The organism is Zunongwangia sp. L-65, from assembly GCF_056859415.1.
Map to the genome: position 1 here is coordinate 218,033 of NZ_JBSXOK010000076.1, position 22,927 is coordinate 240,959.

Consider the following 22,927-nt stretch of genomic DNA (forward strand, 5'->3'; position numbering starts at 1 on the left):
CCTATTATGAAGCAATCATTATTTCAGGATTTTGATGAAGTTTCTGCAAAACAATGGAAACAGCAAATTCAATTTGAACTGAACGGTCTGGATTATCAACATTTAGTGACGCATACCTTGGATGGTATCGACATTAGGCCATTTTATCATCAGGACGACCAAATTGAAAGTTTACAGGTAAATTCCAGTAAAGACTGGTCTATTTGTGACCAGATTTACGTAGTTTCTGAAGAAAAAAGTAATTATCGCGCTTTAAAATTAATCGAAAAAGGAGCTGAAAGTATCTGGTTCATAATCTCATCAGAAGAAACGAATCTTGACAAACTATTTAAAAACTTCGATTTTCGCTCTACTCCTATTTATCTGAAATTCACTTTTCTGTCTGAGGATTTCCTAAAAGGTTTGCGTAATTTTTTCCAGGATAAAAATACAAAAGTATACCTTCAAATCGATATTATCGGGAATTTGGCCGCTTCAGGAAACTGGTTTTCTAACTTAGAAAATGATCATAAAATTTTAGATAAACTACTTCAAAATTCACCCAATTTCGAGTCGGTTATTTCCGTAGATAGCATGTTGTATCAAAATGCTGGCGCAACCATTCCGCAGCAATTAGCCTATGCTATCGCACATGCCAATGAATATCTAAATCATATAAACGAAGTTAATTTTCTGTCAGCAACAATAAAGAAAAACTTAAAACTTCAATTCCTGGTCGCTGTTGGCTCAAATTACTTTTTTGAAATTGCTAAAATCAGAGCCTTAAGATGGCTTTTTGCAAGTTTAGCTGAAACCTATGGCTTTCAGCAAGAAATTTTTATTCTGGCCCAGCCTTCAAAACGCAATAAAACACTGTACGATTATAACGTCAACCTTTTACGCACCACCACTGAAAGTATGAGTGCGGTTTTGGGCGGTGCAGATGCTATTTTTAATATGCCCTATGACGCGGTATATCATAAAAATAATGAGTTTGGAAATCGAATTGCCCGCAATCAGCTTTTAATTATGAAGTATGAAGCACATCTAAACAAAGTAAAAAACGCTGCGGAAGGTGCATATTATATCGAAAACTTAACCGAACAGTTTGCCGAAAAAGCACTGGCCATCTTTAAAGATATTGAAAACGGAGGCGGATTTTTAAAACAACTGAAAGACAGTGTTATTCAGAAAAAAATAAAAGAATCGGCTGAAAAAGAACAGGAGAAATTCGATAATGGTGAATTGGTTTTAATCGGCACCAATAAATACCAAAATACAGCCGATAAAATGCAACAAGAAATTCAGTTGTATCCCTTTCTAAAAAAGAATCCGCGTAAAACTTTGATCGAACCGATTTTAGAGCGGCGATTAAGTGAAAAACTGGAAGAGAAACGATTGAAGACCGAAAAAACTGTAAACGCATAAGTTATGGGAAGAAAAAACCTTAAAGATTTACAGTTAATCGATAAAAAAATAAGTTCAAAATCTACAATTTCGACTTATGAAACTCCCGAAGAAATCAATATCAAATCTTCGTATTTTAAAGAAGATATAGAAAATTTTGAACATCTTAATTTTATTGCGGGAACCTCTCCCTTTCTTCGCGGCCCTTATAGTACCATGTATGTACAACGTCCCTGGACGATTAGACAATACGCAGGTTTCTCTACCGCCGAAGAAAGTAATGCCTTTTATCGAAGAAATTTAGCCGCAGGGCAAAAAGGACTTTCAGTAGCTTTCGATCTGCCAACGCATCGCGGTTACGATAGTGATCATGAACGCGTGGTGGGCGATGTGGGAAAGGCCGGGGTCGCCATCGATTCGGTTGAGGACATGAAAATACTTTTCGATCAGATTCCGCTCGATAAAATGTCGGTTTCCATGACCATGAACGGTGCCGTATTACCTATCCTCGCATTTTATATTGTTGCTGCTGAAGAGCAGGGTGTAAAACCCGCACAGCTATCAGGAACCATCCAAAATGATATTTTAAAGGAGTTTATGGTAAGAAATACATATATCTACCCTCCTACTCCTTCCATGAAAATCATTGCTGATATTTTTGAATATACCTCGCAGCATATGCCAAAATTCAACAGTATTAGTATTTCCGGCTATCATATGCAGGAAGCCGGTGCTACCTGTGATATTGAACTGGCGTATACACTTGCCGACGGACTGGAATATATTAGAAAAGGTTTGGAAGCCGGAATGGATATCGATAGTTTCGCACCCCGACTTTCGTTCTTTTGGGCCATTGGGATGAATCACTTTATGGAAATCGCAAAAATGCGCGCGGCCAGGATGCTTTGGGCAAAGCTGGTAAAGCAATTCAGTCCTAAAAATCCAAAAAGTCTATCGCTAAGAACACATTCACAAACCAGTGGTTGGAGTTTAACCGAGCAGGATCCGTTTAATAATGTGGCGCGTACGTCTATAGAAGCGGCAGCGGCAGCTTTTGGAGGTACACAAAGCTTACATACCAACGCTTTAGATGAAGCTATTGCATTGCCAACAGATTTTTCAGCCCGAATTGCCAGAAACACACAATTACATCTTCAGCAGGAAACCTCCATCACAAGGACGGTAGATCCATGGGCCGGAAGTTATTATGTTGAAAGCTTAACAAATGCTATTGCTGAAAAAGCCTGGAAATTAATTGAAGAAGTTGAAGACCTGGGCGGAATGACCAAAGCAATTGAAGCCGGAATTCCGAAAATGCGTATCGAAGAGGCCGCTGCCAGAAAACAGGCCAGAATTGATAATGAAACCGATATCATCGTGGGAACCAATAAATACCGTTTACAAAAAGAAGATGAACTGGTCACCCTGGAAGTAGATAATCAAACAGTACGCAGTCAGCAAATTGCACGCTTAGAAAAAATTAAGGCTGAAAGAAACCAAACTGAGGTTGAAAAAGCACTTAAAAATCTTACTAAGGCTGCAAAATCAGATGAAGGAAACTTATTAGCTTTAGCTGTTGAAGCGGCCCGAAAAAGAGCTACTTTAGGTGAAATAAGCGATGCCCTGGCAGAAGTTTTTGGGCGATATAAAGCAAAAATCCAATCATTCAGCGGGGTGTATTCTAAAGAAATGAAAGACAATCAATTTTTTAAAAAAGCCAGAGAACTCGCAGATAAATTTGCCGAGCAGGATGGGCGCCGACCCAGAATTATGATTGCAAAGATGGGACAGGATGGGCATGATCGCGGTGCAAAAGTTGTGGCCACAGCTTATGCTGATGTAGGTTTTGATGTGGATATTGGTCCGCTTTTTCAAACTCCTAAAGAAGCGGCTAAACAAGCGGTAGAAAATGATGTGCATATCCTTGGAGTTTCTTCTTTAGCTGCCGGGCATAAAACATTAGTACCCCAGGTCTTAGAGGAACTTAAAAGGTTAGGTCGTGAAGACATTATGGTGATCGTAGGTGGCGTCATCCCATCGCAGGATTATCAATATTTATTTGATGCCGGCGCGGTAGCTGTTTTTGGTCCCGGGACTAAAATAAGCGAAGCCGCCATACAACTACTGGAGATTTTAATTGATGAGTAATACTGCTATCAGATTTCGAAATACATAATTTTGAGTGTCGATTACCTCAAATTCTGAAAAAATATAAGTAAATTCATTGTTGAACTTACAAATTCAGAATAATGGACTTTACAAAAAAAATGCTGCGTGACGAGGCTTTAGCGGGTAAGACAATTGTTGTAACCGGCGGAGGAAGCGGTCTTGGTAAATCCATGACCAAATATTTCCTGGAATTAGGAGCAAACGTAGCTATTTCTTCCAGAAATCTGGAGAAACTTCAGAATACAGCATCAGAATTAGAGCAGGAAACCGGCGGAAAATGTTTACCCGTGCAATGTGATGTGCGAAACTATGAGGAAGTAGAACAAATGCTTCAATTGGTGCTGGATGAATTTGGAGAAGTAGACGTGTTATTAAATAATGCCGCAGGAAATTTTATATCACCTACAGAGCGTCTTTCGGCAAATGCCTTTGATACTATTATTGATATTGTGCTTAAAGGAAGTAAAAACTGTACACTAGCTTTTGGAAAACACTGGATCGATAAAAAAACTAAAAATACCTCTATTCTAAATATTGTCACCACTTATGCCTGGACCGGTTCTGCTTATGTAGTACCAAGTGCAACGGCAAAAGCGGGAGTATTAGCCATGACGCGCTCTCTGGCGGTAGAATGGGCTAAATACGGGATTAGATGTAATGCGATTGCGCCCGGGCCATTCCCAACCAAAGGAGCCTGGGATCGATTATTGCCCGGAGATCTAAAAGATAAATTCGATCTGGCCAAAAAAGTACCGCTAAAACGTGTAGGTGATCATCAGGAACTGGCCAACCTTACTGCTTATCTGGTATCCGACTTTTCTGCTTATGTAAATGGTGAGGTAATCACTATCGATGGCGGAGAATGGTTGAAGGGCGCCGGGCAGTTTAATTTGCTGGAAGCAATCCCCGAGGAATTGTGGGATCAGCTGGAAGCAATGATTAAAGCGAAGAAAAGAGGTTAATTTTTTTGCGATTGTTAAAGTTTTTGAAAAAGCTGTTAACAAAATGATTTTATAAACCTATAATAAATTGTATTTTTACCTTCAAAAATTGATACAAATTAATGGGTAAAATCATCGCTATTGCCAATCAGAAAGGTGGAGTAGGTAAAACTACAACTTCAGTAAATCTTGCTGCTTCCCTTGGTGTTTTAGAAAAAAAGGTCCTTCTTATTGATGCCGATCCCCAGGCCAACGCCACTTCAGGATTAGGAATTGATGTTGAAGAAATAGAATTGGGAACCTATCAGCTACTGGAGCATTCTATTACTCCAGAAAAAGCGATTATGCAAACCAGTTCTCCAAATCTGGATTTGATACCTGCCCATATCGATTTGGTAGCCATTGAAATTGAACTCGTAGATCAGGAAAACAGGGAGTCGATGCTTAAAAAAGTAATTACTCCTCTTAAAGAACTATACGATTATATTTTAATAGACTGTGCTCCTTCTCTGGGATTATTAACATTAAATGCCTTAACCGCTTCAGATTCTGTAATTATCCCTATTCAATGTGAATATTTTGCTTTAGAAGGTTTAGGTAAATTACTGAATACCATAAAAAGCGTCCAAAAAATACACAATAATAAACTGGATATTGAAGGCTTATTATTAACGATGTACGATAGCCGTCTTCGACTTTCCAATCAGGTGGTGGAAGAAGTTCAAAAACATTTTGATGAAATGGTTTTTGAAACAATCATTCAGCGAAATGTGCGTTTAAGTGAGGCTCCAAGTTATGGTGAAAGTATAATTAATTACGATGCGTCTAGTAAAGGGGCTACAAATTACTTAAGTTTGGCGCACGAAATTATTAAGAAAAACAGTTAGAGGATGGCGAAGGCTACAAAAAAACAGGCACTTGGTAGAGGTCTTTCTGCGCTATTGAAAGATCCTCAAAACGATATAAATTCAGCCGAAGATAAAAATGCAGATAAGTTGGTGGGGCATATTGTTGAGTTGGAATTATCTTCAATCGAAGTAAATCCATTTCAGCCAAGAACCAGTTTTAATGAAGATGCCTTACGCGAATTAGGTAGTTCTATAAAAGAACTTGGGGTAATCCAGCCCATTACCGTTAGAAAACTGGATTTCGATAAATACCAGTTGGTTTCCGGAGAGCGTCGTTATAGAGCTTCAAAATTAATAGGTTTAGAAACCATCCCGGCTTATATTCGAATTGCTAACGACCAGGAAAGCCTTGAAATGGCGTTGGTTGAAAATATTCAGCGTCAGGATCTTGATCCAATAGAAATTGCACTCTCCTACCAAAGACTAATCGATGAGATTAGCCTTACCCAGGAACAGCTTAGTGAGCGTGTAGGTAAAAACCGATCGACCATCGCCAACTATTTACGCCTTTTAAAACTAGACCCTATCATCCAAACGGGAATGCGGGATGGCTTTTTGGGAATGGGCCATGGTAGAGCGCTGATTAACATGGATGATCCCCAGATACAACTGGAGATCTACGAAAAAATCTTAAAGAATTCATTATCTGTAAGAGATACCGAAAAACTGGTAAAAGAAGCTAAAAACGGACCTGAACCAAAAACGGTATCAAAGCCTGCCATACCGGTTACCTACAAGAAAAGTATTAAAGAATTTACAGATTACCTGGGGACCAAGGTTGATGTAAAAGTTCAGAAAAATGGGAAAGGGAAACTAACTATTCCTTTTTCCTCTGAAGAGGAATTTAATCGAATTAAAAAATTAATTCAGGGTGAAGAGTAAGCAGCTACTTCCGCTATTATTCCTGCTTCTACTTACATTACAGCTTACCGCTCAGGAAAATGATTCACTGTCTGTAGAAAAACCAACGGTAATCGCAAGTCCAGAAGCGCCAGCAGCCTTAAAAAAGGAACAGGATTATAAACCATATAATGCCTTAGCACCCGCTAAAGCTGCATTTTATTCTGCTATTCTACCAGGTTTGGGGCAGATTTATAATGGCAGGATCTGGAAAGTGCCACTAGTATACGCGGGAATAGGGATTCCTGTTTATTTTTATATCGATAACGATAAACAATACGATCGCTATCGTACGGCTTATAAACAGCGCCTAGCCGGAAAAGAAGATGAGTTTGCGGGAAGAATATCAGACCAGGGGTTGCGTAGCGCCCAGGAACTTTATCAACGTAATAAGGAAATTTCGATATTAGTGGCTATAGGATTTTACGCATTAAATATTATTGATGCCAATGTAGATGCCCACCTGCAACAATTTAACGTAAGCGAAGACTTAAGTTTAAAACCGAATTATAATCTCGATAAATTCACAGGAAAGTCTAACTATGGATTTTCCCTGAATTTTAAATTTTAGACATGAAAATAGCACTTTTAGGATACGGAAGAATGGGAAAAGCAATTGAAAATATCGCTTTAGACCGTGGACACGAAGTTGTACTGAAAATCGATAAAAATATAGAAAGTTATAGTTTAGAAGAACTAGAAATTGATGCGGCCATCGATTTTAGTATTCCGGACGCTGCTTTCAAAAATATCACTACTTGTTTTAAAGCAGGTATTCCTGTGATTTCCGGCACTACTGGCTGGTTAGACCGATACGAAGAAGCGGTAAAAATATGTGATGAACACAAAGCTGCATTTATTTATGCCAGTAATTTTTCGTTAGGTGTAAATATATTCTTTGAGCTTAATAAGAAATTAGCCGGAATGATGAAGAATTTAGAGGAATATGGCGTAGAAATTGAAGAAATACATCATACCAAAAAATTAGATGCTCCCAGTGGTACGGCCATAAGCCTTGCCGAACAAATTATTGAAGTGAACGAAAGAAAAAAGGGATGGCATCTGGAGAAAGCTAATGATAATGAAATTCCGGTTTTCGCAAAACGAATAGAAGATGTACCGGGTACCCATACCGTAAGTTATACCTCAAGAATCGACGATATAGAAATTATGCATACCGCGCATTCTAGAGAAGGATTTGCTAAGGGAGCCGTATTCGCTGCAGAATGGATTAAAGGAAAGGCCGGCGTATATACCATGAAAGATGTACTTTCCAGCCTACTTGAATAAAAATACCGTATTCAAATTAATTTTATAGCATAAAGCAGCTTGTAAGAAGTCTTTTAAAAGAAAAATAATAGTAACGAATATCCTTTTAGGTATACTAACAGGGAAATAATAAGATATGACATTTACAGAGTGGTTTATTTTCTTTCTGGTTGTGCAGGTGATTCATTTTGCAGGAACCTGGAAATTATATCAAAAAGCAGATAGAAAAGCATGGGAAGCATTAGTTCCAGTTTACAATGCGGTAATTTTGATGAAAATCATTAATCGCCCGTGGTGGTGGGTAATTTTGCTATTTATTCCTATTGTAAATCTTATTATGTTCCCGGTAATTTGGGTAGAAACTTTAAGAAGTTTTGGAAAAAACAGCAGCTTGGATACCTGGTTAGGAATACTCACACTAGGCTTTTATATTTATTATGTTAATTATACCCAGGATGTAAAACACATAAAAGACAGGAGTATAAAACCAAAAACAACCGTTGGCGAATGGGTAAGTTCCATTTTATTTGCTGTAGTGGCAGCCACTATAGTCCACGGTTATTTTATGCAGCCTTTCACCATCCCTACCTCTTCGCTAGAAAAAACCCTTCTAGTTGGTGATTATCTTTTTGTAAGTAAGTTTCACTATGGGGCACGAATTCCGCAAACTCCCATAGCTTTTCCTATGGTACATGATACCATACCCGGCATAGGTATTAAATCTTATCTCTCAGAACCTCAAATCCCATATTTCCGATTACCGGGTTTCGAAAAAGTGAAGAAGAATGATATCGTGGTTTTTAACTGGCCTGTAGATACCGTAAACGCTTTTCACCAGTATGGTGACGGGAAATATTATCATAAGCCAATCGATAAAAAATCGAATTACGTAAAACGTTGCGTAGCCACACCTGGCGATTCTTTAGAAATTATAGCCGGTAAAATTCATATTAACGGGCAACCCCTTCAGTTATCTGAAAGGGCGAAGCCACAATATTCTTATCAGGGAACTACTAATGGGCAGGAACTTACTCCGCAGTACATGTATCAAATGTATGATATTACTGATGGTTTCTACTACAACAAAGCAACCAACGAGTTTATAATCTCTGCACTTCCTGAAGAGGCTGAAGAAAGATTGAAAAATAATCCGTATATCAAAACTCTGGAAAGACGGGTTTATCCTGAAGATCAAAAAACAGCCAGCTTATTCCCTAACGATAAGAAAAAGCGATATAACCTGGATTACTTTGGCCCGATCTATATTCCTGAAGCGGGGAAAACCGTAAAAATTACTCCAGAATCTTTACCTTATTACCGCCGAATCATTGAAGTTTATGAAGGCAGCGAAATGGGAATCGATAATAAAATCAGCCTAAACGGTACCCAGGTACTTTTAAATGGCCAACCTTTCGATTCTTACACTTTTAAACAGGATTATTACTGGATGATGGGTGATAATCGTCATAACAGTGAAGATAGCCGTAGTTGGGGATACGTACCCTACAATCATGTGGTAGGTAAACCGGTTTTTATATGGTTTAGTAAAGATAAATATGCCTCTGGTTTCTTAGATGGTATTCGATGGGATAGAATGTTTACAACGGTTAAAGGGGAAGGTAAACCTGTATCCTATCTCCCATATTTCCTAATTTTACTCGTGATTTTCTTCGGTTTTAATTATTTCAGAAAACGTAAAAAATCAGATTCTTAAAATGGATACTGTTTTATTACATCCGGCCTATTTTGGTCCTGTTTCGCAGTACGCCGTGATTGCGCAATATGAAAAAATAGTTTTTGAAAACTTTGATAGTTATCAAAAACAGACCCATCGTAACCGGATGTATATCTATGATGCTAATGGAAAATTATTACTAAACATTCCCATTAAGCATAAATCATCGCTTACCGGGACAGAATCTGATGGGCGTCAACTGTATAAAGAGGTGCTGATCGATAATTCATTCGAATGGCAGAAGCAACATTGGCGTGCTTTAAAAGCATCTTACCAAACCTCTCCATTCTTTGAATTTTACGAAGATGAACTCATTTACTTGTATGAAGATCAATTTTCCCATTTAATGGATTTTAATTACCGGTGCCAGGCGTTTGTTTTTGATGCACTGGGAATTGAACCTGAAATAAAAAAATCTGAAGAATATTTTCGAATTCCTAAAGGAATGGATAATGGCAGACATCTGATTTCAGCCAAAAAAGATTTTAATTTTTTGTCTGATCGTTATCCACAGGTGTTCGAAACTAAACACCAGTTTATTAACAATCTTAGTATTCTGGATTTGATTTTTAATTTAGGACCACAAAGTTTAGAATTCCTTGAAATACAGAACCTACCTAATTTTAATTTTTAATTGAAAAAGTGGTTAAAATTGGGTAATGATCAGAGTAAGGTATTTTAATTCGTTCATAGGAATTAATTTCAAAAACAGTATCCAGTAAATGAAAATCAATCCTTAGCGGAAAATAATTCAAATTATAAGTACTGCTAAATCCTGCTCCCTTTTTTACAAAAGCATCCTGAAACCGATCATTTCTAACCTGGTTATACGTATAGGAAAAAGCTGTGTTATTAAAATCGCCGCTAATTATAACTGGGTATTCTGAAGAATCAATAGAACGTTTCACTCTTTCTGACTGGTTTTGCTGCCTAACAAATCCGCTCGATATATTTTTTATTACTTTTTTGGATTCCTGTTTATTTTTAAAATTATCGACCTCCTGAACATCCTCGGTTACTTGTAAACTCTGAAAATGTATATTATAAAGTCGTATGGTATCCTTTTTTATAATAATATCAGTGAATATTGCATTGTTATTATCACCAGTGAAATTATCAACATGAAAATCTAAAGACCGCTTGGCAAGCAACGGAAACTTAGAAAATATGGCCTGTCCAAAAGATGATTTATCAGAGCGATATTTGATAAATTTATAGGGATATTTTTTTTCCAGGTATTCATTTTTGTAATATTCTTCTATAGTTAAAATATCTGGATCTGCTTCCTTGATCATATCGTTAATTTTTTCAGGAATATTCTTTTCATGCGTCCAATTTGATTTATTGAACATCCTAACATTATAATTCATTATAGAATATTCTCCCCTAGTATTATCATCGCTAAATGGCCATCTATAGAACTTAGAAGCAAAGCCAAATCCCACGATCATAATTAACAAGGACAATATCATTTGTCGCTTCATTCGCACTAACCAATATAAAAAGAAAACAAGGTTAGCGATAATTAAAATGGGGACTCCTAAAGTTAAAACTGAAATTAAAGGATAACTTTTGGGTGGTATATAAGGCAAAAAATAAGCTACAATGAGACCTATTGCCAATATGGAATTAAGAAAGAAGATAAGTTTATCAAACCAGGATAGTTTTTTCATCTAGTCATCTTTACCCGCCTGAAAAAGAAAATCTTTTTCTGCTTTCGTTAAACTTTCATATCCGCTCTTGCTAATTTTGTCCAAAATTGAATCTATTCTTTGTTGCTTTTCAGATTTAGACATGGTTGAAGAAGTCCTTGAAGCAGAAGCATAGGATGCTTTAGACGCTCTTTTAGACGTATTATGCACCGTCTTCATTTTGGCCTTCTTCTCTCGTTTTTTAAACAGATTTGCAATACCATCCATCAAATTTTCCCACCAGGCTCCAATATCATTTCCTTTATGAAGTTGTGTCGTATATAGGTAGCCTAATCCAGCCCCACCAAGATGCGCTAAATGACCACCGGCATTGCCCATAGGGATCTGGATAATATCTATGGCAACCAAAGTAGCTGCAATCCACCAAAACTTTACATTTCCAATAATTAGCAATCGAACATACATATTTGGTGCCTGAGTAGCGACTCCAATTAAAACCGCCATTACTCCGGCTGAAGCTCCTACAAGATAGGATTTACCCCCCGAAAAGGCAGGGAATAAATTATAACTCAGCATAAACACTAATCCTCCTATGATCACTCCTAAAAAATAATAATTCAACAGTCGTTTAGGAGAAAAGAAATTTAGAAAATATATTCCCGAAAAATATAATATCAACATATTTGAAGCCAAATGCCAAATCCCTCCGTGTAAAAAAGAATACGAAATGATCGTCCAGGGTTTCAGAATAAATTCCGCAGGATCCGAGGGTAATACAAACCAGTCGTAAAAAGCGGTAAATCCGGATATTTTAAAAAGGGAAAATACCGTATTCAGAACCCCAAAAAATAAAAAAACAAGCACGTTTATGGCGATAAGCTTCTCTGTAACCGTGGCTGTGTTTATTTTATAGCGTATCTTATCTGATGCCCTCATCTAGTTCCACCTATTTTGGTTAAACTGATTTTTCTTCCAGTACCACATAGTGATAAATCCAATAACTGCACCCCCAATATGCGCCCAGTAGGCCGTATTTGAAGGTCCTAAAAGAGTATTTCCGGTCACGGCCGAATAGACATTCAAAAGAAAATAACCCCCTATTAGGTACTTTGCTTTGATGGGTATAGGAATAAACATTATATATAATGGCAAGTTTGGATAAATCACAGCAAATGCTGCCATAACACCAAATATTGCTCCTGAGGCTCCAACCATGGGTACCATAAAAGAACTGGCAAGATCATTGACTAAAGCATTCCCTCCATTGTACATCATTCCATAAGACTGACCATCAAACTGGTTAAGTAAATCATTGATTTGAGCTACCGTAGCACCGTTCTCAAGCAAAGCATTGTAAGCCGAATTAAAATCGAGATAAGAAAATAATATCTGAAGCCCTGCTGCCCCCAATCCGGCCGAAAAATAAAGGAATAAAAAGCGATTCTGACCAATACTTTGCTCTAAAAAACTCCCGAAGATATAAAGCGCAAACATATTGAAGAATATATGCGAAATCCCGCCATGCATAAACATGTGCGTAAGTATCTGCCAAAAATGAAAATTTTGATTCTCGGGAAACCATAAAGCGAAAAGTTCATATGCTTTTACACCAATAACCTGGCTACCAATAAAAAATAAAATATTTGCTATTAAAATAACTTTTACAGATTCCGAAATTCTTCCCATTTAGGTAAATTTTTTATCTAATTCATCTACTGTTAAGGTCACAAACACCGATTTATTAAACGGACTTACATCTGGTTCCTTACAGGCGAACAATCGATTTACAATATGTTGCTGCTCTGTACTATTTAATAGAGTTCCGGATTTCACAGCCATCCCTTTTGCCAGTGATTTTGCCAGCAAATCGGTTTGTGAAAATCCATTATCAGGAACTTCATTTTCAAAATCAGACAACAGCTGCTCTAGCAAAATACCAACTTCACTTTCGCTGATTAAGGTTGGTATCCCCGTAATCTCTACAGTTTCGTCTTCAATATTAGAAAAAATAAAACCAGTTTGTTCTAAAGATTCCTTAATTTCTTTAAGCATTTCAATTTCATGCGTGTTAAACTGCAATTGTAAAGGAAAAAGAAGTTGCTGGCTTACCGCCGCAGCGATCGTAATATTTTTTAATAACTCTTCATACAAAATTCTGGTATGCGCCCGATTTTGGTCGATTACCAAAATGCCGCTTTTCAACGTAGAAACGATATATTTTTTTTGAAGTTGAAATGTACCTGCCTCAGATCCCGAATGATTATCATCAAAAAGCTTCCCGGTTACTTCTTCGCTTTCAAACTCTACCTGTTTAAACTGATGCTGATTGGTTTCTGGAGTTGTATTTAAGCCCGCATATAAACTTTCCCAGGACTGTGTATTTTCTTTTCTAAAATTATGACTTTTTCCAGATCGTATAGACGATGTATTTAATTCGTTCTCGAACGGATTAAAGCTACGATCTACTTCGATTTTAGGAACTTGAGCCTGTCTATTTTTATACTCATAAGGTGTATCCAGGTTCGCGTCACGATCAAAATCTAAAACAGGAGCTACGCTAAACTGTCCTAAACTATGCTTAATGGCACTTCTTAGCATCGCATAAAGCGCATGCTCGTCATCAAACTTAATTTCGGTCTTAGTGGGATGGATATTAATATCTATACTCTTTGGATTTACATCCAGATAAAGAAAATAACTTGGATAGGTCTTTTCTTTCAATAAACCTTCAAAAGCAGCGGAAACGGCGTGGTTTAAATACGGACTTTTAATAAACCTATTATTTACAAAAAAGAACTGCTCTCCTCTGCTTCTCTTTGCAAACTCCGGCTTCCCAACAAAACCGGAAATTTTCACTATCTCGGTATCTTCATTTACCGGAACCAGTTTTTCGTTTGTTTTGGCTCCAAAAATATTTGTAATTCGTTGCCGGTGATTTGTTGATGGCAACTGAAAAAGCTCTCCTCCGTTATGAAAAAGTGAAAAGGCAATTGAAGGATGTGCCATAGCTACACGTTGAAATTCATCGATAATATGGCGCAATTCTACCGCATCAGATTTTAAAAAATTTCTTCGGGCTGGAATATTGTAAAAAAGGTTCTTCACACAAAGGGAAGTTCCTTTTGGTGTCACGCAAGGCTCCTGTGAAGCTACTTTGCTACCTTCTATTTTAATACAAGTACCTACTTCTTCATTCTGAGGTTTGGTTTTTAATTCAACATGAGCAATTGCCGCAATAGAAGCCAATGCTTCTCCTCTAAAACCTTTTGTGTTTAAACTGAAAAGATCTTCAGCAGATTTAATTTTTGAAGTCGCATGCCGCTCAAAACACATACGGGCATCTGTAAGACTCATCCCGGCGCCGTCGTCTACAATCTGTATTAAGGTTTTACCGGCATCTTTTACTACAACCTGTATATTTTGAGCATAAGCGTCTATAGCGTTCTCCAGTAATTCTTTGATAACAGAAGCTGGGCGCTGTACTACCTCTCCCGCAGCAATCTGGTTTGCAACGTGATCTGGTAAAAGTTGTATTATATCACTCATTTAACGAGGATTCGAGAAGATAGACAAATCAAAATCTATAATCCACAAAAAAATAAAGATAAGGACAATAGCTACATAAATAACACGGCGATTGATTTCCCGATTGCCACGATTTCGGCTGGCCTTACGATCTCTAGACCATTGGGCTCCAAAATCTATTGCGTTTGTAGCTTCCCTATATTTATTAAATTTCGAATCAAAATCGTAAATATTACCCGTATCCTTGCCTTTGTAGTAACGAGGAGTATAATTATAACGGGCGTTTTTCTTGGTTTTTAAAAAATTGACTCTCAAAATTATTGCTTTAAAACGTGGTACATCAAATTTACTCAAAAGCTTTCTAAAATAGAAGAGCTCTTCTATAAAATATAAAAAAGCAATAATAATGCCGCTTTAAAAAAGCGGCATTTAGATCATGATATTGTTCTCTACCTAGGATTATTAAAATCTGGCTTCTTTTCTTAATTGTGCCATTTTGATCGCTGCAATAGCAGCTTCCGTTCCTTTATTTCCGTGCTTACCGCCAGAGCGATCTAAAGCCTGCTGCATATTATTATCGGTAAGTACACAAAAGATGACCGGAGTATCGCTATTTACATTCAACTGAGTAATTCCATTAGAAACACCCTGACAAACAAAATCAAAATGTTTTGTTTCTCCCTGAATTACACTTCCTATTGCGATAATACCATCCAGCATATCATAAGTTTCCTGCATTTTCTTGCAGCCGTAAGTTAATTCAAAACTTCCCGGCACGTTCCAACGTACTATTTTTTTCTCTAGTACACCATGTTCCTTTAAGGTCTCAAAAGCTCCCTGAAACAAACCTTCAGTTACTTTATCATTCCATTCTGAAACAACAATCCCAAACCGAAATTCTTTCGCGTTTGGGATCGAAGATTTATCGTATTCCGATAGATTATTTCCTTCGGTTGCCATATATTTTATTCATTCATTGCCTGAGCCTGACCAATAAATACAGGTGCTTCACCTGCTTCCGGAGACTCTGGATATTCATTTTCCAATTTGTTTAGATACTTTAAAGCATCTTCACCATTTCCTACTTCTAAGGCTGTAATCGCAGCTTTCAATAAAAATTTTGGTGTAGTAAAGCTGTTAGATCTCATATTTGCAGCTTTCACATAATAATCTAAAGCTTCCTCTGGTTGCTCTAATTGCATAAAAGCATCTCCAATACCACCAGTTGCCAAGGGCGCTAAGATCTCGTCATCGCTTTTAAAGTCCTCAAGATAATCTATAGCTTCCTGATATTTACCTGTATAAAGATAAGCGAAACCAGCATTATAAGAAGCGATATTTGCACTGGGAGTACCCCCGTAGTTGTCAATAATATCTAAGAAACCATATTTCCCTTCACCGCCATTTAATGCAAGGTTATAAAGGGAGTCACTTTGTGTAGCTCCAGCACTCATAGCTGCCTGCATGTAATTTTGTGCCTGTGCCATTTCATTAGCAGCTTCGGCTTTTTTTGGTTCCTGAATCCATTGTTCGTATCCAAGATACCCCAACACAGCGATCACTACAATTCCCAATACAATGTAAATGTATTTTTGATTGTCGGCTACCCATGTTTCGGTACGACTGGCTCCCTCATCCAGCGTATTGAAAACTTCTTCTGTAGTGGATTGCCCATCTACATATTCGTTTTCGTTGTTTTCTTCTACGTCCTGGATTTTCTCCTTTGGTGGTTTATATCCTCTTTTCTTATATGTTGCCATAAGATATTTTTAATGCGTGGCAAAAATATAATATTTTGTGAAAATTAAAAGGGAATTTATTTGTATTTTTTGAATATTTTAAGCTCTTTCGCTTAGGAATTTCTGGCAACACCAAACAACCAAAACCTAGTTGATTTTCAATAAATTATGCATCTAAAACATCTTTCCCTTTTAAATTATAAGAATTTGGAGTCGTCTTCTTTCGACTTTGATCCTAAGATTAACTGTATGGTTGGGCATAACGGTGTTGGAAAAACAAATGTTTTAGACAGTATTTATCACCTTGCTTTCGGAAAAAGTTATTTTAATCCTATTACTAGCCAAAACATTAATCATGAAGCCGATTTCTTTGTGGTTGATGGTACTTTTGAAAAGAACGATAAAGAGGAGCAAATTTTAGTTAGTGCTAAACGAGGACAAAAAAAAGTCATTAAAAGAAATCAAAAACCTTATGAGAAGGTTAGTGAACATATTGGCTTTATTCCGGCAGTAATTATTTCTCCGGCAGATCGGGATCTAATTATAGAAGGTAGCGAAACCCGGAGAAAGTTTATGGATGGTGTTATTTCCCAAAGCGATAGTGGATACTTAAACGATCTTATTAACTATTCCAAAATTGTTTCTCAGCGAAATTCTCTTTTAAAATACTTTGCGGCCAATCATACGTTCGATAGAGATACACTTGAAGTATATAACCTCCAACTAAACGATTTAGGAACAAAATTATATAAAAAACGAGTAGATTTTTTACAGGAATTTGTGCCAATTTTTAACAAAAGATATGCTGAAATTACCAATAATAAAGAACCGGTAAGCATCGAGTATAAAAGTCAGCTTTCCCATAAAACACTCTCTAAACTCTTAGAGGATCAGCTTCAAAAAGACATGGTTTTACAATATACCAGTGTAGGCACGCATAAGGATGACTTAAGTTTTGAGATTGAAGGCCACCCCATCAAGAAATTCGGCTCGCAGGGACAGCAAAAATCATTTTTAGTGGCCTTAAAACTGGCACAATTCGATTTTATAAAAAAAATAAGCGGCGTTAACCCAATTTTACTACTTGATGATGTTTTTGATAAACTGGATGAACAACGTGTAGCCCATATTGTAGCTTTAGTAGCCACTAACGAGCTTGGACAAATTTTTATAAGCGATACCCATGCCGAAAGGACCGAAAAAGTAGTCAAAGAAAGTAACCAAACCTATAAAATATTTAAATTGTGAAAAATACCAGAGTATTTTTTTTGTTATTCAGTTTAATCCTGTTAAGTTGTAATAAGCAGGATCCCAAAGAACAAATACAGTTTATAGAAGGATACTGGGAAATTGATAAGGTTGAAGTTAGCCCGGATTCTACCATAACCTACTCTATAAATGATAATATAGATTATTTTGAAGTAAAGGGGAACAGCGGGCAACGCACCAAATTAAGACCTCAATTAGACGGAAGCTTTAAAACCACCAATTCTGCTGAAAAAATTGAGCTGAAAATAGAAGAGGATAGCCTTAGGATTTATTACAAAACCGCCTTCGATAATTGGAAAGAAACCGTTTTAAAAGCTTCTGCTGAAGAGTTAGTCATAAAATCAAATCAGGATAAAATTTATCATTACAAACACTATACCCCTAAAAGCATCGACACCAATGAAAAGGAATAATGAGAATTTGAGTTTAGGAGACGTTTTAAAGGAATTTGTATCTAAAAATAACCTGGAGAAAGGTCTTGATAAAGTACATGTTCGCGATGCATGGAGCCAACAAATGGGCCCGGCAATCCAAAAATATACCACCGCTATAAAACTACAGGGGACTACGCTTTATGTGCAGTTAAGCTCTTCGGTCCTGCGAGAAGAATTAAGCTATGGCAAAGAAAAGATCGTAAGAATGCTTAATGAAGAATTAGGAAAAGAGCTTATTGAGAAATTAGTGCTACGGTAAATAGTCTCTTAGAAAACAATAGGTGAAACAATGAACATTTTCAGTATTTTTTCTATGGCTAAAATAAGGGTTATGCGATCAAAAAATGGGATCGCATGACTTAAGATTTGATTCGCCCCCCTTTTCTACTGAAAGTATTCTGCTTTCAAAATACTATAATAAATCGTATCTCTGCGGCGATTGTTCGTCATGAGTGTATGACTTCGCAAAATTCCTTCTTCCACAAAACCCGATTTTAATAATGAATTTCTGGCTGCTCTATTCAAAACGTCTGTTTTAGCCTCTACCCGCTCTAATGCTAATGTTTTAAAGCAATAGTTGAGTAGCAATACTTTTGCCTGGAAATTATATCCGTTTCCCTGAAAATCTTTTCCCAGCCACGTCCAACCAATTTCAATTCGTTGATCTTTTTCAGAGTAATTTCCAAAACTGGTAGAACCTATAATCTTCCCTGAATTTTTTTCTATAATAACAAAAGCTAATCGCTTATAAGCATAACGATCTTTAACAGCCGAATCAATCCAAGCCCGCAACACTTCAGGATTCGATAGATCTGAAGTAAAATAAAACCACATCTCTGGAAACTGAGTCAGTTTTGAAATTTCATCAAAATCCTCGGGTTCCAGTGGTCTCAAAATAATCTTTTCATTTGCTAACTGAAGGCTGAAATCAATCAATTTTATAGGTTTTTCTTGGCTGCAATTTGATCTAAAGCCAGATTATCCTTACTTCCTAAATGACTGTGTTTTCTACCTTCTCCGGGTTGATAAGTCCCACTTTGCACCTGCCCTCCTATCTCTTTATAGGCATCTCTAAAACTAGCACCATCGATCACCAGATCGTTAATGCTATCTACCGTAAACAGGTATTTATATTTCTCATCATTAAGATCGATATCTTTAACGATAATCTGTGAAATTGAATACGAGAAAATATCCAGGATTTCTTTAATTCCTTCTACCGAAGTCATGCTGTTTTCTTTGATCAACTGATAATCCCTATGATAACCGCTCGGCAAATTATTAGTAATTAAAACCATTTCTGTAGAAATGGCCTGAAGCTTATTCGATTTTCCACGAATCAGCTCGAAAACATCCGGATTTTTTTTATGAGGCATAATCGAGCTTCCGGTAGTTAGTTCATCCGGAAAACTGATAAATCCAAAATTCTGACTCATATATAAGCAAATATCCATCGCAAAACGTGCCAATGTATTTGCCAATCCTGCTATCGCTGAAGTTACGGTACGTTCACATTTACCCCTACTCATTTGCGCTGCCACCGAATTATATTTTAGGGTTTTAAAACCTAATTCCTTTGTAGTAAACTCACGATCTATAGGAAAGGAAGAGCCATAACCCGCAGCAGACCCCAACGGATTTTGATCTGCCACTTTTAAAGCGGCCTCTAATTGAAAAAGATCATCGATCAGGATTTCAGCATACGCAGAGAACCATAATCCAAAAGAAGATGGCATCGCTACCTGTAAATGCGTATAACCAGGAAGTAATTTTTCTTTATACTGATCGGCTAATCCCAAAAGGATGTCTATTAATCCTTCCGTTTTTTGATGAATTTCAATTAAATTTTCTTTAAAATATAATTGCATCGCTACCAAAACCTGATCATTACGGGATCTTGCTGTATGAATCTTCTTACCGGTATCCCCTAAAACTTTGGTAAGCTCGTATTCGATTTTAGAATGTACATCTTCAAATTCTTCTTCAATTACAAATTCATCATTTTCAACCTGTTTTTGAAGCTTATCCAATTCGGTTAACAAAGCCGGCACCTCATCTGTTTCCAAAATTCCTATCTCTCCAAGCATTTTTGCGTGTGCTTTCGATGCGGTAATATCGTATTTAGCCAGGTACATATCCAATTCCCGATCGTTTCCTACCGTGAATTTTTCGATTTTCTTATCGATGCTTATTCCTTTATCCCAAAGTTTCATTGTGATGTCTTATTTTTTAAACCTTACGGTCCCGATAAATATGCGGGATAACCTGTAAGGTTTGATTGCTCTAAATTATCTCAGCGCCTTTTCTAATAAGGCGATATATTTTTCTATTCCTTCTTCTACTTCGTTCACGTAAATAAATTCATCTGCTGAATGTGATCTTGTGCTATCCCCAGGCCCTAATTTCAACGAGGAACATTTCAGCATCGCCTGATCTGAAAGAGTCGGTGACCCATAGGTTTTCATTCCCAGATCTAATCCTGCTTTCACAAGATCATGATCCAATGGAATATTAGATGAATTTAATCGTAGTGATCTAGGCACAATATGATCTACCGGTGCATTTTCTTTTAAAAAGTCGCTAATCTGCTCATTAGAATAACAATCATTTACCCTCACATCGATTACCAGATCTACTTTTGCAGGAACCACGTTATGCTGTGTTCCGGCATTGATCTGGGTTACGGTTAATTTTACTTCTCCTAATTGCTTAGAAACTTCAGGAAACTTGATCGCCTCGAACCATTTTAAAACTTCTGCAGTTTTATAGATGGCATTATCGTTATTGGGATGCGCCGCATGTGATGGTGTTCCTTTCACCACCGCGTCAAAGACCACCAAACCTTTTTCTGCAACCGCCAAGTCCATTAGCGTTGGTTCGCCTACAATGGCCACATCCACCTTCGGCATTATAGGCAACATACAGGCAATCCCGTTTTTACCATTAGTTTCTTCTTCTGCAGTACCGGCAAAAATGATATTATAATTCAAATCTTCGCGATCATAAAAATACGTGAACGTCGCCAATAATGAAACCAAACAACCTCCAGCATCATTACTTCCTAAACCAAAAAGTTTTCCATCACGAATTTCAGCTTTAAAAGGATCGTTAGTGTACGCCGCATTTGGTTTTACCGTATCATGGTGTGAGTTTAGCAATAAGGTAGGCTTTGCCTCCTCAAAAGCTTTATTCGTTGCCCACACATTATTTAAATGCCTTTTATGAGGAATCTTATGCTTAACAAACCACTCCTCTAATAATTGCGCCGTTTGGTCTTCTTCGCCAGAAAATGATGGTGTTTGTATGAGATTTCGAAGTAATTGAAGGGCTTCTTGCTGAAGTTCTTTAATATCCATTACTGAATGATTTTTGTATGCGTTGTATTTTCTTTTAAAGATTGGTGATTTCCCAGATGAATTTTCTGTACTCCCTGTTCTAAGGCTTCAAAACAATTTTGAAGTTTTGGTAACATCCCATCGGTAATGACCTGTTTTTCTACCAGCGTTTTATATTGAAGAAAATCTATTTCCTTAATTACCGATTCGTCATCTGAAGCATCTGCGAGTACACCTTGTTTTTCAAAACAGTAATAAAGTTCAGTTTCATAAGATTTGCTCATCGCCCGGGCAATTTCTGAAGCGATCGAATCGGCGTTGGTATTAAGCAGTACTCCATCTTTAGTACAGGAGATTGCAGAAAAAACCGGTACTACTCCGTCCTCCAAAAGAGCCCCAATAAATTCAGAATTCACCTTCTCAATATCACCTACAAAACCATAATCAATATTTTTAACCGGTCTTTTTACCGATAAGATGCTTTGCCCATCGGCACCGCAAAGCCCAATTGCATTGGTATGCATCGATTGTAATTTTGCAACTATGTTTTTATTGATAAGACCGCCATACACCATGGTAATCACTTTCACCGTATCTTCATCGGTTATGCGACGACCATCGACCATCTTTGTTTCGTAGCCTAATTTTTCTGAAATCTGAGTTGCCATATTTCCACCACCATGCACCAGGATCTTATAACCTTCCAGGTTTTTAAAATCTTCAAGAAATTCATCGAATTTGGCGGAATCTTCGATCAACTTTCCTCCTATTTTTACAACTTTTAGTGGTTTCATTTTTTTAGTAGTTAGTAGTTAGTATTGAGTAATGAGATTTTAGCTTTTCAGGATTCAACATTTAAAATCAGACTTCTCGATACAATTTTATCTTCGCTATGGCTCCAACAAAATCACTCGAAGTGATAGTTGAGTTCAAAGTTCCAAAGTTTAAGGTTTAAGATTGCTTGCAGTTCTCATCTTCAAATTAAAAATCTATACCTCAACACTTAGCTTTAAAACTTTCAAAATTTACGGATCACAGCATCTATCCTCTCTTGTCTCTATTCTATATTCTTGATTCCTGGTTCTTAAATCTTGTTTCAAATTCGCACATTTTCAAATCACCATATCAACATTAATCGATAAATAAAACTTCTTGATACAATTTTATCTTCGCTATGGCTCCAATAAAATCACTCGAAGTGACAGTTGAGTTCAAAGTTCCGAAGTTTAAGGTTTCTTGCAATTCTCATCTTCAAATTAAAAATATATACATCAACACTTAGCTTTAAAACTTTCAAAATTTACTGATCACAGCATCTATCCTCTCTTGTCTCTATTCTATATTCTTGATTCCTGGTTCTCGTTTTTAATTAACACATTTTCAAATCACCATATCAACATTAATCGATAAATAAAACTTCTTGATACAATTTTATCTGCGCTATAGCTCCAATAAAATCACTCGAAGTGACAGTTGAGTTCAAAGTTCCAAAGCTTAAGGTTTAAGGTTGCTTGCAGTTCTCATCTTCAAATTAAAAATATATACATCAACACTTAGCTTTAAAACTTTCAAAATTTACGGATCATAGCGTCTATACTTGCTTGTCTTTATTCTATATTCTTGATTCCTAGTTCTCGTTTCTAATTAACAGATTTTCAAATCAGC

General features: G+C 36.9%; 23 protein-coding genes. 12 read left to right on the forward strand and 11 right to left on the reverse strand.

Going from position 1 to position 22,927, the window contains the following annotated elements:
• Positions 1-6 precede the first annotated feature (6 nt).
• The 9 genes from AC13DP_RS18260 to AC13DP_RS18300 all read left to right on the forward strand — a co-directional run bounded on the left by AC13DP_RS18260 (position 7) and on the right by AC13DP_RS18300 (position 9,942).
• Positions 7-1,407: a methylmalonyl-CoA mutase subunit beta gene (locus tag AC13DP_RS18260; RefSeq protein ID WP_483068245.1), complete on the forward strand. Its 1,401-nt coding sequence runs from the start codon at positions 7-9 to the stop codon at positions 1,405-1,407.
• A 3-nt stretch (positions 1,408-1,410) separates the two neighbouring features.
• A complete protein-coding gene (gene scpA / locus AC13DP_RS18265) occupies positions 1,411-3,534 on the forward strand; it encodes a methylmalonyl-CoA mutase (protein WP_483068246.1) in 2,124 nt (707 codons plus the stop codon).
• A 101-nt stretch (positions 3,535-3,635) separates the two neighbouring features.
• Positions 3,636-4,517 (forward strand): SDR family oxidoreductase, encoded by an 882-nt coding sequence (locus AC13DP_RS18270; protein WP_483068247.1) that lies wholly within the window; start codon positions 3,636-3,638, stop codon positions 4,515-4,517.
• A gap of 101 nt (positions 4,518-4,618) precedes the next feature.
• Positions 4,619-5,383: a ParA family protein gene (locus tag AC13DP_RS18275; RefSeq protein ID WP_013070955.1), complete on the forward strand. Its 765-nt coding sequence runs from the start codon at positions 4,619-4,621 to the stop codon at positions 5,381-5,383.
• A 3-nt stretch (positions 5,384-5,386) separates the two neighbouring features.
• Positions 5,387-6,286, forward strand: a complete 900-nt coding sequence (locus AC13DP_RS18280; RefSeq protein WP_483068248.1) for a ParB/RepB/Spo0J family partition protein — start codon at positions 5,387-5,389, stop codon at positions 6,284-6,286.
• Positions 6,276-6,875 carry a DUF5683 domain-containing protein gene (locus tag AC13DP_RS18285; protein WP_013070953.1) on the forward strand — a complete coding sequence of 200 codons (600 nt, stop codon included), beginning with the start codon at positions 6,276-6,278 and terminating at the stop codon, positions 6,873-6,875. Before AC13DP_RS18280 ends, AC13DP_RS18285 begins: the two co-directional genes overlap by 11 nt.
• A gap of 2 nt (positions 6,876-6,877) precedes the next feature.
• The gene (gene dapB, locus AC13DP_RS18290; protein ID WP_483068249.1) at positions 6,878-7,594 is read left to right on the forward strand and encodes a 4-hydroxy-tetrahydrodipicolinate reductase; all 717 of its coding nucleotides are present in this window, start codon (positions 6,878-6,880) and stop codon (positions 7,592-7,594) included.
• Positions 7,595-7,709: 115 nt separating this feature from the next.
• Positions 7,710-9,287, forward strand: a complete 1,578-nt coding sequence (gene lepB, locus AC13DP_RS18295) for a signal peptidase I (RefSeq protein ID WP_013070951.1) — start codon at positions 7,710-7,712, stop codon at positions 9,285-9,287.
• Between the two features lies 1 nt (position 9,288).
• Positions 9,289-9,942 carry a WbqC family protein gene (locus AC13DP_RS18300; RefSeq protein WP_483068250.1) on the forward strand — a complete coding sequence of 218 codons (654 nt, stop codon included), beginning with the start codon at positions 9,289-9,291 and terminating at the stop codon, positions 9,940-9,942.
• On the opposite strand, the gene AC13DP_RS18305 is transcribed toward AC13DP_RS18300, so the two are convergent.
• The 7 genes from AC13DP_RS18305 to AC13DP_RS18335 all read right to left on the reverse strand — a co-directional run bounded on the left by AC13DP_RS18305 (position 9,932) and on the right by AC13DP_RS18335 (position 16,245).
• Positions 9,932-10,981: an endonuclease/exonuclease/phosphatase family protein gene (locus AC13DP_RS18305; RefSeq protein WP_483068251.1), complete on the reverse strand. Its 1,050-nt coding sequence runs from the start codon at positions 10,979-10,981 to the stop codon at positions 9,932-9,934. The genes AC13DP_RS18300 and AC13DP_RS18305 overlap by 11 nt on opposite strands.
• Entirely contained in the window at positions 10,982-11,896 is a 915-nt protein-coding gene (locus AC13DP_RS18310) for a rhomboid family intramembrane serine protease (RefSeq protein ID WP_013070948.1), read from the reverse strand.
• The gene (locus tag AC13DP_RS18315) at positions 11,897-12,646 is read right to left on the reverse strand and encodes a rhomboid family intramembrane serine protease (RefSeq protein ID WP_013070947.1); all 750 of its coding nucleotides are present in this window, start codon (positions 12,644-12,646) and stop codon (positions 11,897-11,899) included. It abuts the gene before it with no gap.
• Positions 12,647-14,506 (reverse strand): DNA mismatch repair endonuclease MutL, encoded by a 1,860-nt coding sequence (mutL, locus tag AC13DP_RS18320; protein ID WP_483068252.1) that lies wholly within the window; start codon positions 14,504-14,506, stop codon positions 12,647-12,649.
• Positions 14,507-14,800: a hypothetical protein gene (locus AC13DP_RS18325; protein ID WP_201765805.1), complete on the reverse strand. Its 294-nt coding sequence runs from the start codon at positions 14,798-14,800 to the stop codon at positions 14,507-14,509.
• A 147-nt stretch (positions 14,801-14,947) separates the two neighbouring features.
• On the reverse strand, positions 14,948-15,445 hold the full coding sequence (ribH, locus tag AC13DP_RS18330) for a 6,7-dimethyl-8-ribityllumazine synthase (RefSeq protein WP_013070944.1): 498 nt from the start codon (positions 15,443-15,445) through the stop codon (positions 14,948-14,950).
• A gap of 5 nt (positions 15,446-15,450) precedes the next feature.
• On the reverse strand, positions 15,451-16,245 hold the full coding sequence (locus AC13DP_RS18335) for a tetratricopeptide repeat protein (protein WP_228249946.1): 795 nt from the start codon (positions 16,243-16,245) through the stop codon (positions 15,451-15,453).
• Positions 16,246-16,392: 147 nt separating this feature from the next.
• On the opposite strand from AC13DP_RS18335, the gene recF reads away from it, so the two are divergent.
• Genes recF through AC13DP_RS18350 form a run of 3 tightly spaced genes read left to right on the forward strand, consistent with a single transcriptional unit; the run spans position 16,393 to position 18,186 of the window.
• Entirely contained in the window at positions 16,393-17,472 is a 1,080-nt protein-coding gene (recF, locus tag AC13DP_RS18340) for a DNA replication/repair protein RecF (RefSeq protein WP_013070942.1), read from the forward strand.
• Complete coding sequence (locus AC13DP_RS18345) at positions 17,469-17,906, forward strand: lipocalin family protein (RefSeq protein WP_347406961.1); 438 nt, start codon at positions 17,469-17,471, stop codon at positions 17,904-17,906. The genes recF and AC13DP_RS18345 overlap by 4 nt, the downstream gene beginning before the upstream one ends.
• On the forward strand, positions 17,893-18,186 hold the full coding sequence (locus tag AC13DP_RS18350; protein ID WP_347406960.1) for a DciA family protein: 294 nt from the start codon (positions 17,893-17,895) through the stop codon (positions 18,184-18,186). Before AC13DP_RS18345 ends, AC13DP_RS18350 begins: the two co-directional genes overlap by 14 nt.
• 125 nt (positions 18,187-18,311) lie before the next feature.
• Here the strand turns inward: AC13DP_RS18350 and AC13DP_RS18355 are convergent, their stop codons facing one another.
• The 4 genes from AC13DP_RS18355 to argB all read right to left on the reverse strand — a co-directional run bounded on the left by AC13DP_RS18355 (position 18,312) and on the right by argB (position 22,056).
• Positions 18,312-18,863 carry a GNAT family N-acetyltransferase gene (locus AC13DP_RS18355; protein WP_483068253.1) on the reverse strand — a complete coding sequence of 184 codons (552 nt, stop codon included), beginning with the start codon at positions 18,861-18,863 and terminating at the stop codon, positions 18,312-18,314.
• A 2-nt stretch (positions 18,864-18,865) separates the two neighbouring features.
• The gene (argH, locus tag AC13DP_RS18360) at positions 18,866-20,140 is read right to left on the reverse strand and encodes an argininosuccinate lyase (RefSeq protein WP_483068254.1); all 1,275 of its coding nucleotides are present in this window, start codon (positions 20,138-20,140) and stop codon (positions 18,866-18,868) included.
• 75 nt (positions 20,141-20,215) lie between these two features.
• Positions 20,216-21,283, reverse strand: a complete 1,068-nt coding sequence (locus AC13DP_RS18365; protein ID WP_347406958.1) for a M20 family metallo-hydrolase — start codon at positions 21,281-21,283, stop codon at positions 20,216-20,218.
• A complete protein-coding gene (gene argB / locus AC13DP_RS18370; RefSeq protein WP_272957413.1) occupies positions 21,283-22,056 on the reverse strand; it encodes an acetylglutamate kinase in 774 nt (257 codons plus the stop codon). The genes AC13DP_RS18365 and argB overlap by 1 nt, the downstream gene beginning before the upstream one ends.
• Between the last annotated feature and the right edge of the window lie 871 nt (positions 22,057-22,927).

Coding starts and splice junctions, on each gene's coding strand:
- AC13DP_RS18260 (WP_483068245.1), top strand. CDS start 7: ATGAAGCAATCATTATTTCAGGATTTTGATGAAGTTTCTGCAAAACAA.
- scpA (WP_483068246.1), top strand. CDS start 1,411: ATGGGAAGAAAAAACCTTAAAGATTTACAGTTAATCGATAAAAAAATA.
- AC13DP_RS18270 (WP_483068247.1), top strand. CDS start 3,636: ATGGACTTTACAAAAAAAATGCTGCGTGACGAGGCTTTAGCGGGTAAG.
- AC13DP_RS18275 (WP_013070955.1), top strand. CDS start 4,619: ATGGGTAAAATCATCGCTATTGCCAATCAGAAAGGTGGAGTAGGTAAA.
- AC13DP_RS18280 (WP_483068248.1), top strand. CDS start 5,387: ATGGCGAAGGCTACAAAAAAACAGGCACTTGGTAGAGGTCTTTCTGCG.
- dapB (WP_483068249.1), top strand. CDS start 6,878: ATGAAAATAGCACTTTTAGGATACGGAAGAATGGGAAAAGCAATTGAA.
- lepB (WP_013070951.1), top strand. CDS start 7,710: ATGACATTTACAGAGTGGTTTATTTTCTTTCTGGTTGTGCAGGTGATT.
- AC13DP_RS18300 (WP_483068250.1), top strand. CDS start 9,289: ATGGATACTGTTTTATTACATCCGGCCTATTTTGGTCCTGTTTCGCAG.
- AC13DP_RS18305 (WP_483068251.1), bottom strand. CDS start 10,981: ATGAAAAAACTATCCTGGTTTGATAAACTTATCTTCTTTCTTAATTCC.
- AC13DP_RS18310 (WP_013070948.1), bottom strand. CDS start 11,896: ATGAGGGCATCAGATAAGATACGCTATAAAATAAACACAGCCACGGTT.
- AC13DP_RS18315 (WP_013070947.1), bottom strand. CDS start 12,646: ATGGGAAGAATTTCGGAATCTGTAAAAGTTATTTTAATAGCAAATATT.
- mutL (WP_483068252.1), bottom strand. CDS start 14,506: ATGAGTGATATAATACAACTTTTACCAGATCACGTTGCAAACCAGATT.
- ribH (WP_013070944.1), bottom strand. CDS start 15,445: ATGGCAACCGAAGGAAATAATCTATCGGAATACGATAAATCTTCGATC.
- AC13DP_RS18335 (WP_228249946.1), bottom strand. CDS start 16,245: ATGGCAACATATAAGAAAAGAGGATATAAACCACCAAAGGAGAAAATC.
- recF (WP_013070942.1), top strand. CDS start 16,393: ATGCATCTAAAACATCTTTCCCTTTTAAATTATAAGAATTTGGAGTCG.
- AC13DP_RS18350 (WP_347406960.1), top strand. CDS start 17,893: ATGAAAAGGAATAATGAGAATTTGAGTTTAGGAGACGTTTTAAAGGAA.
- argH (WP_483068254.1), bottom strand. CDS start 20,140: ATGAAACTTTGGGATAAAGGAATAAGCATCGATAAGAAAATCGAAAAA.
- AC13DP_RS18365 (WP_347406958.1), bottom strand. CDS start 21,283: ATGGATATTAAAGAACTTCAGCAAGAAGCCCTTCAATTACTTCGAAAT.
- argB (WP_272957413.1), bottom strand. CDS start 22,056: ATGAAACCACTAAAAGTTGTAAAAATAGGAGGAAAGTTGATCGAAGAT.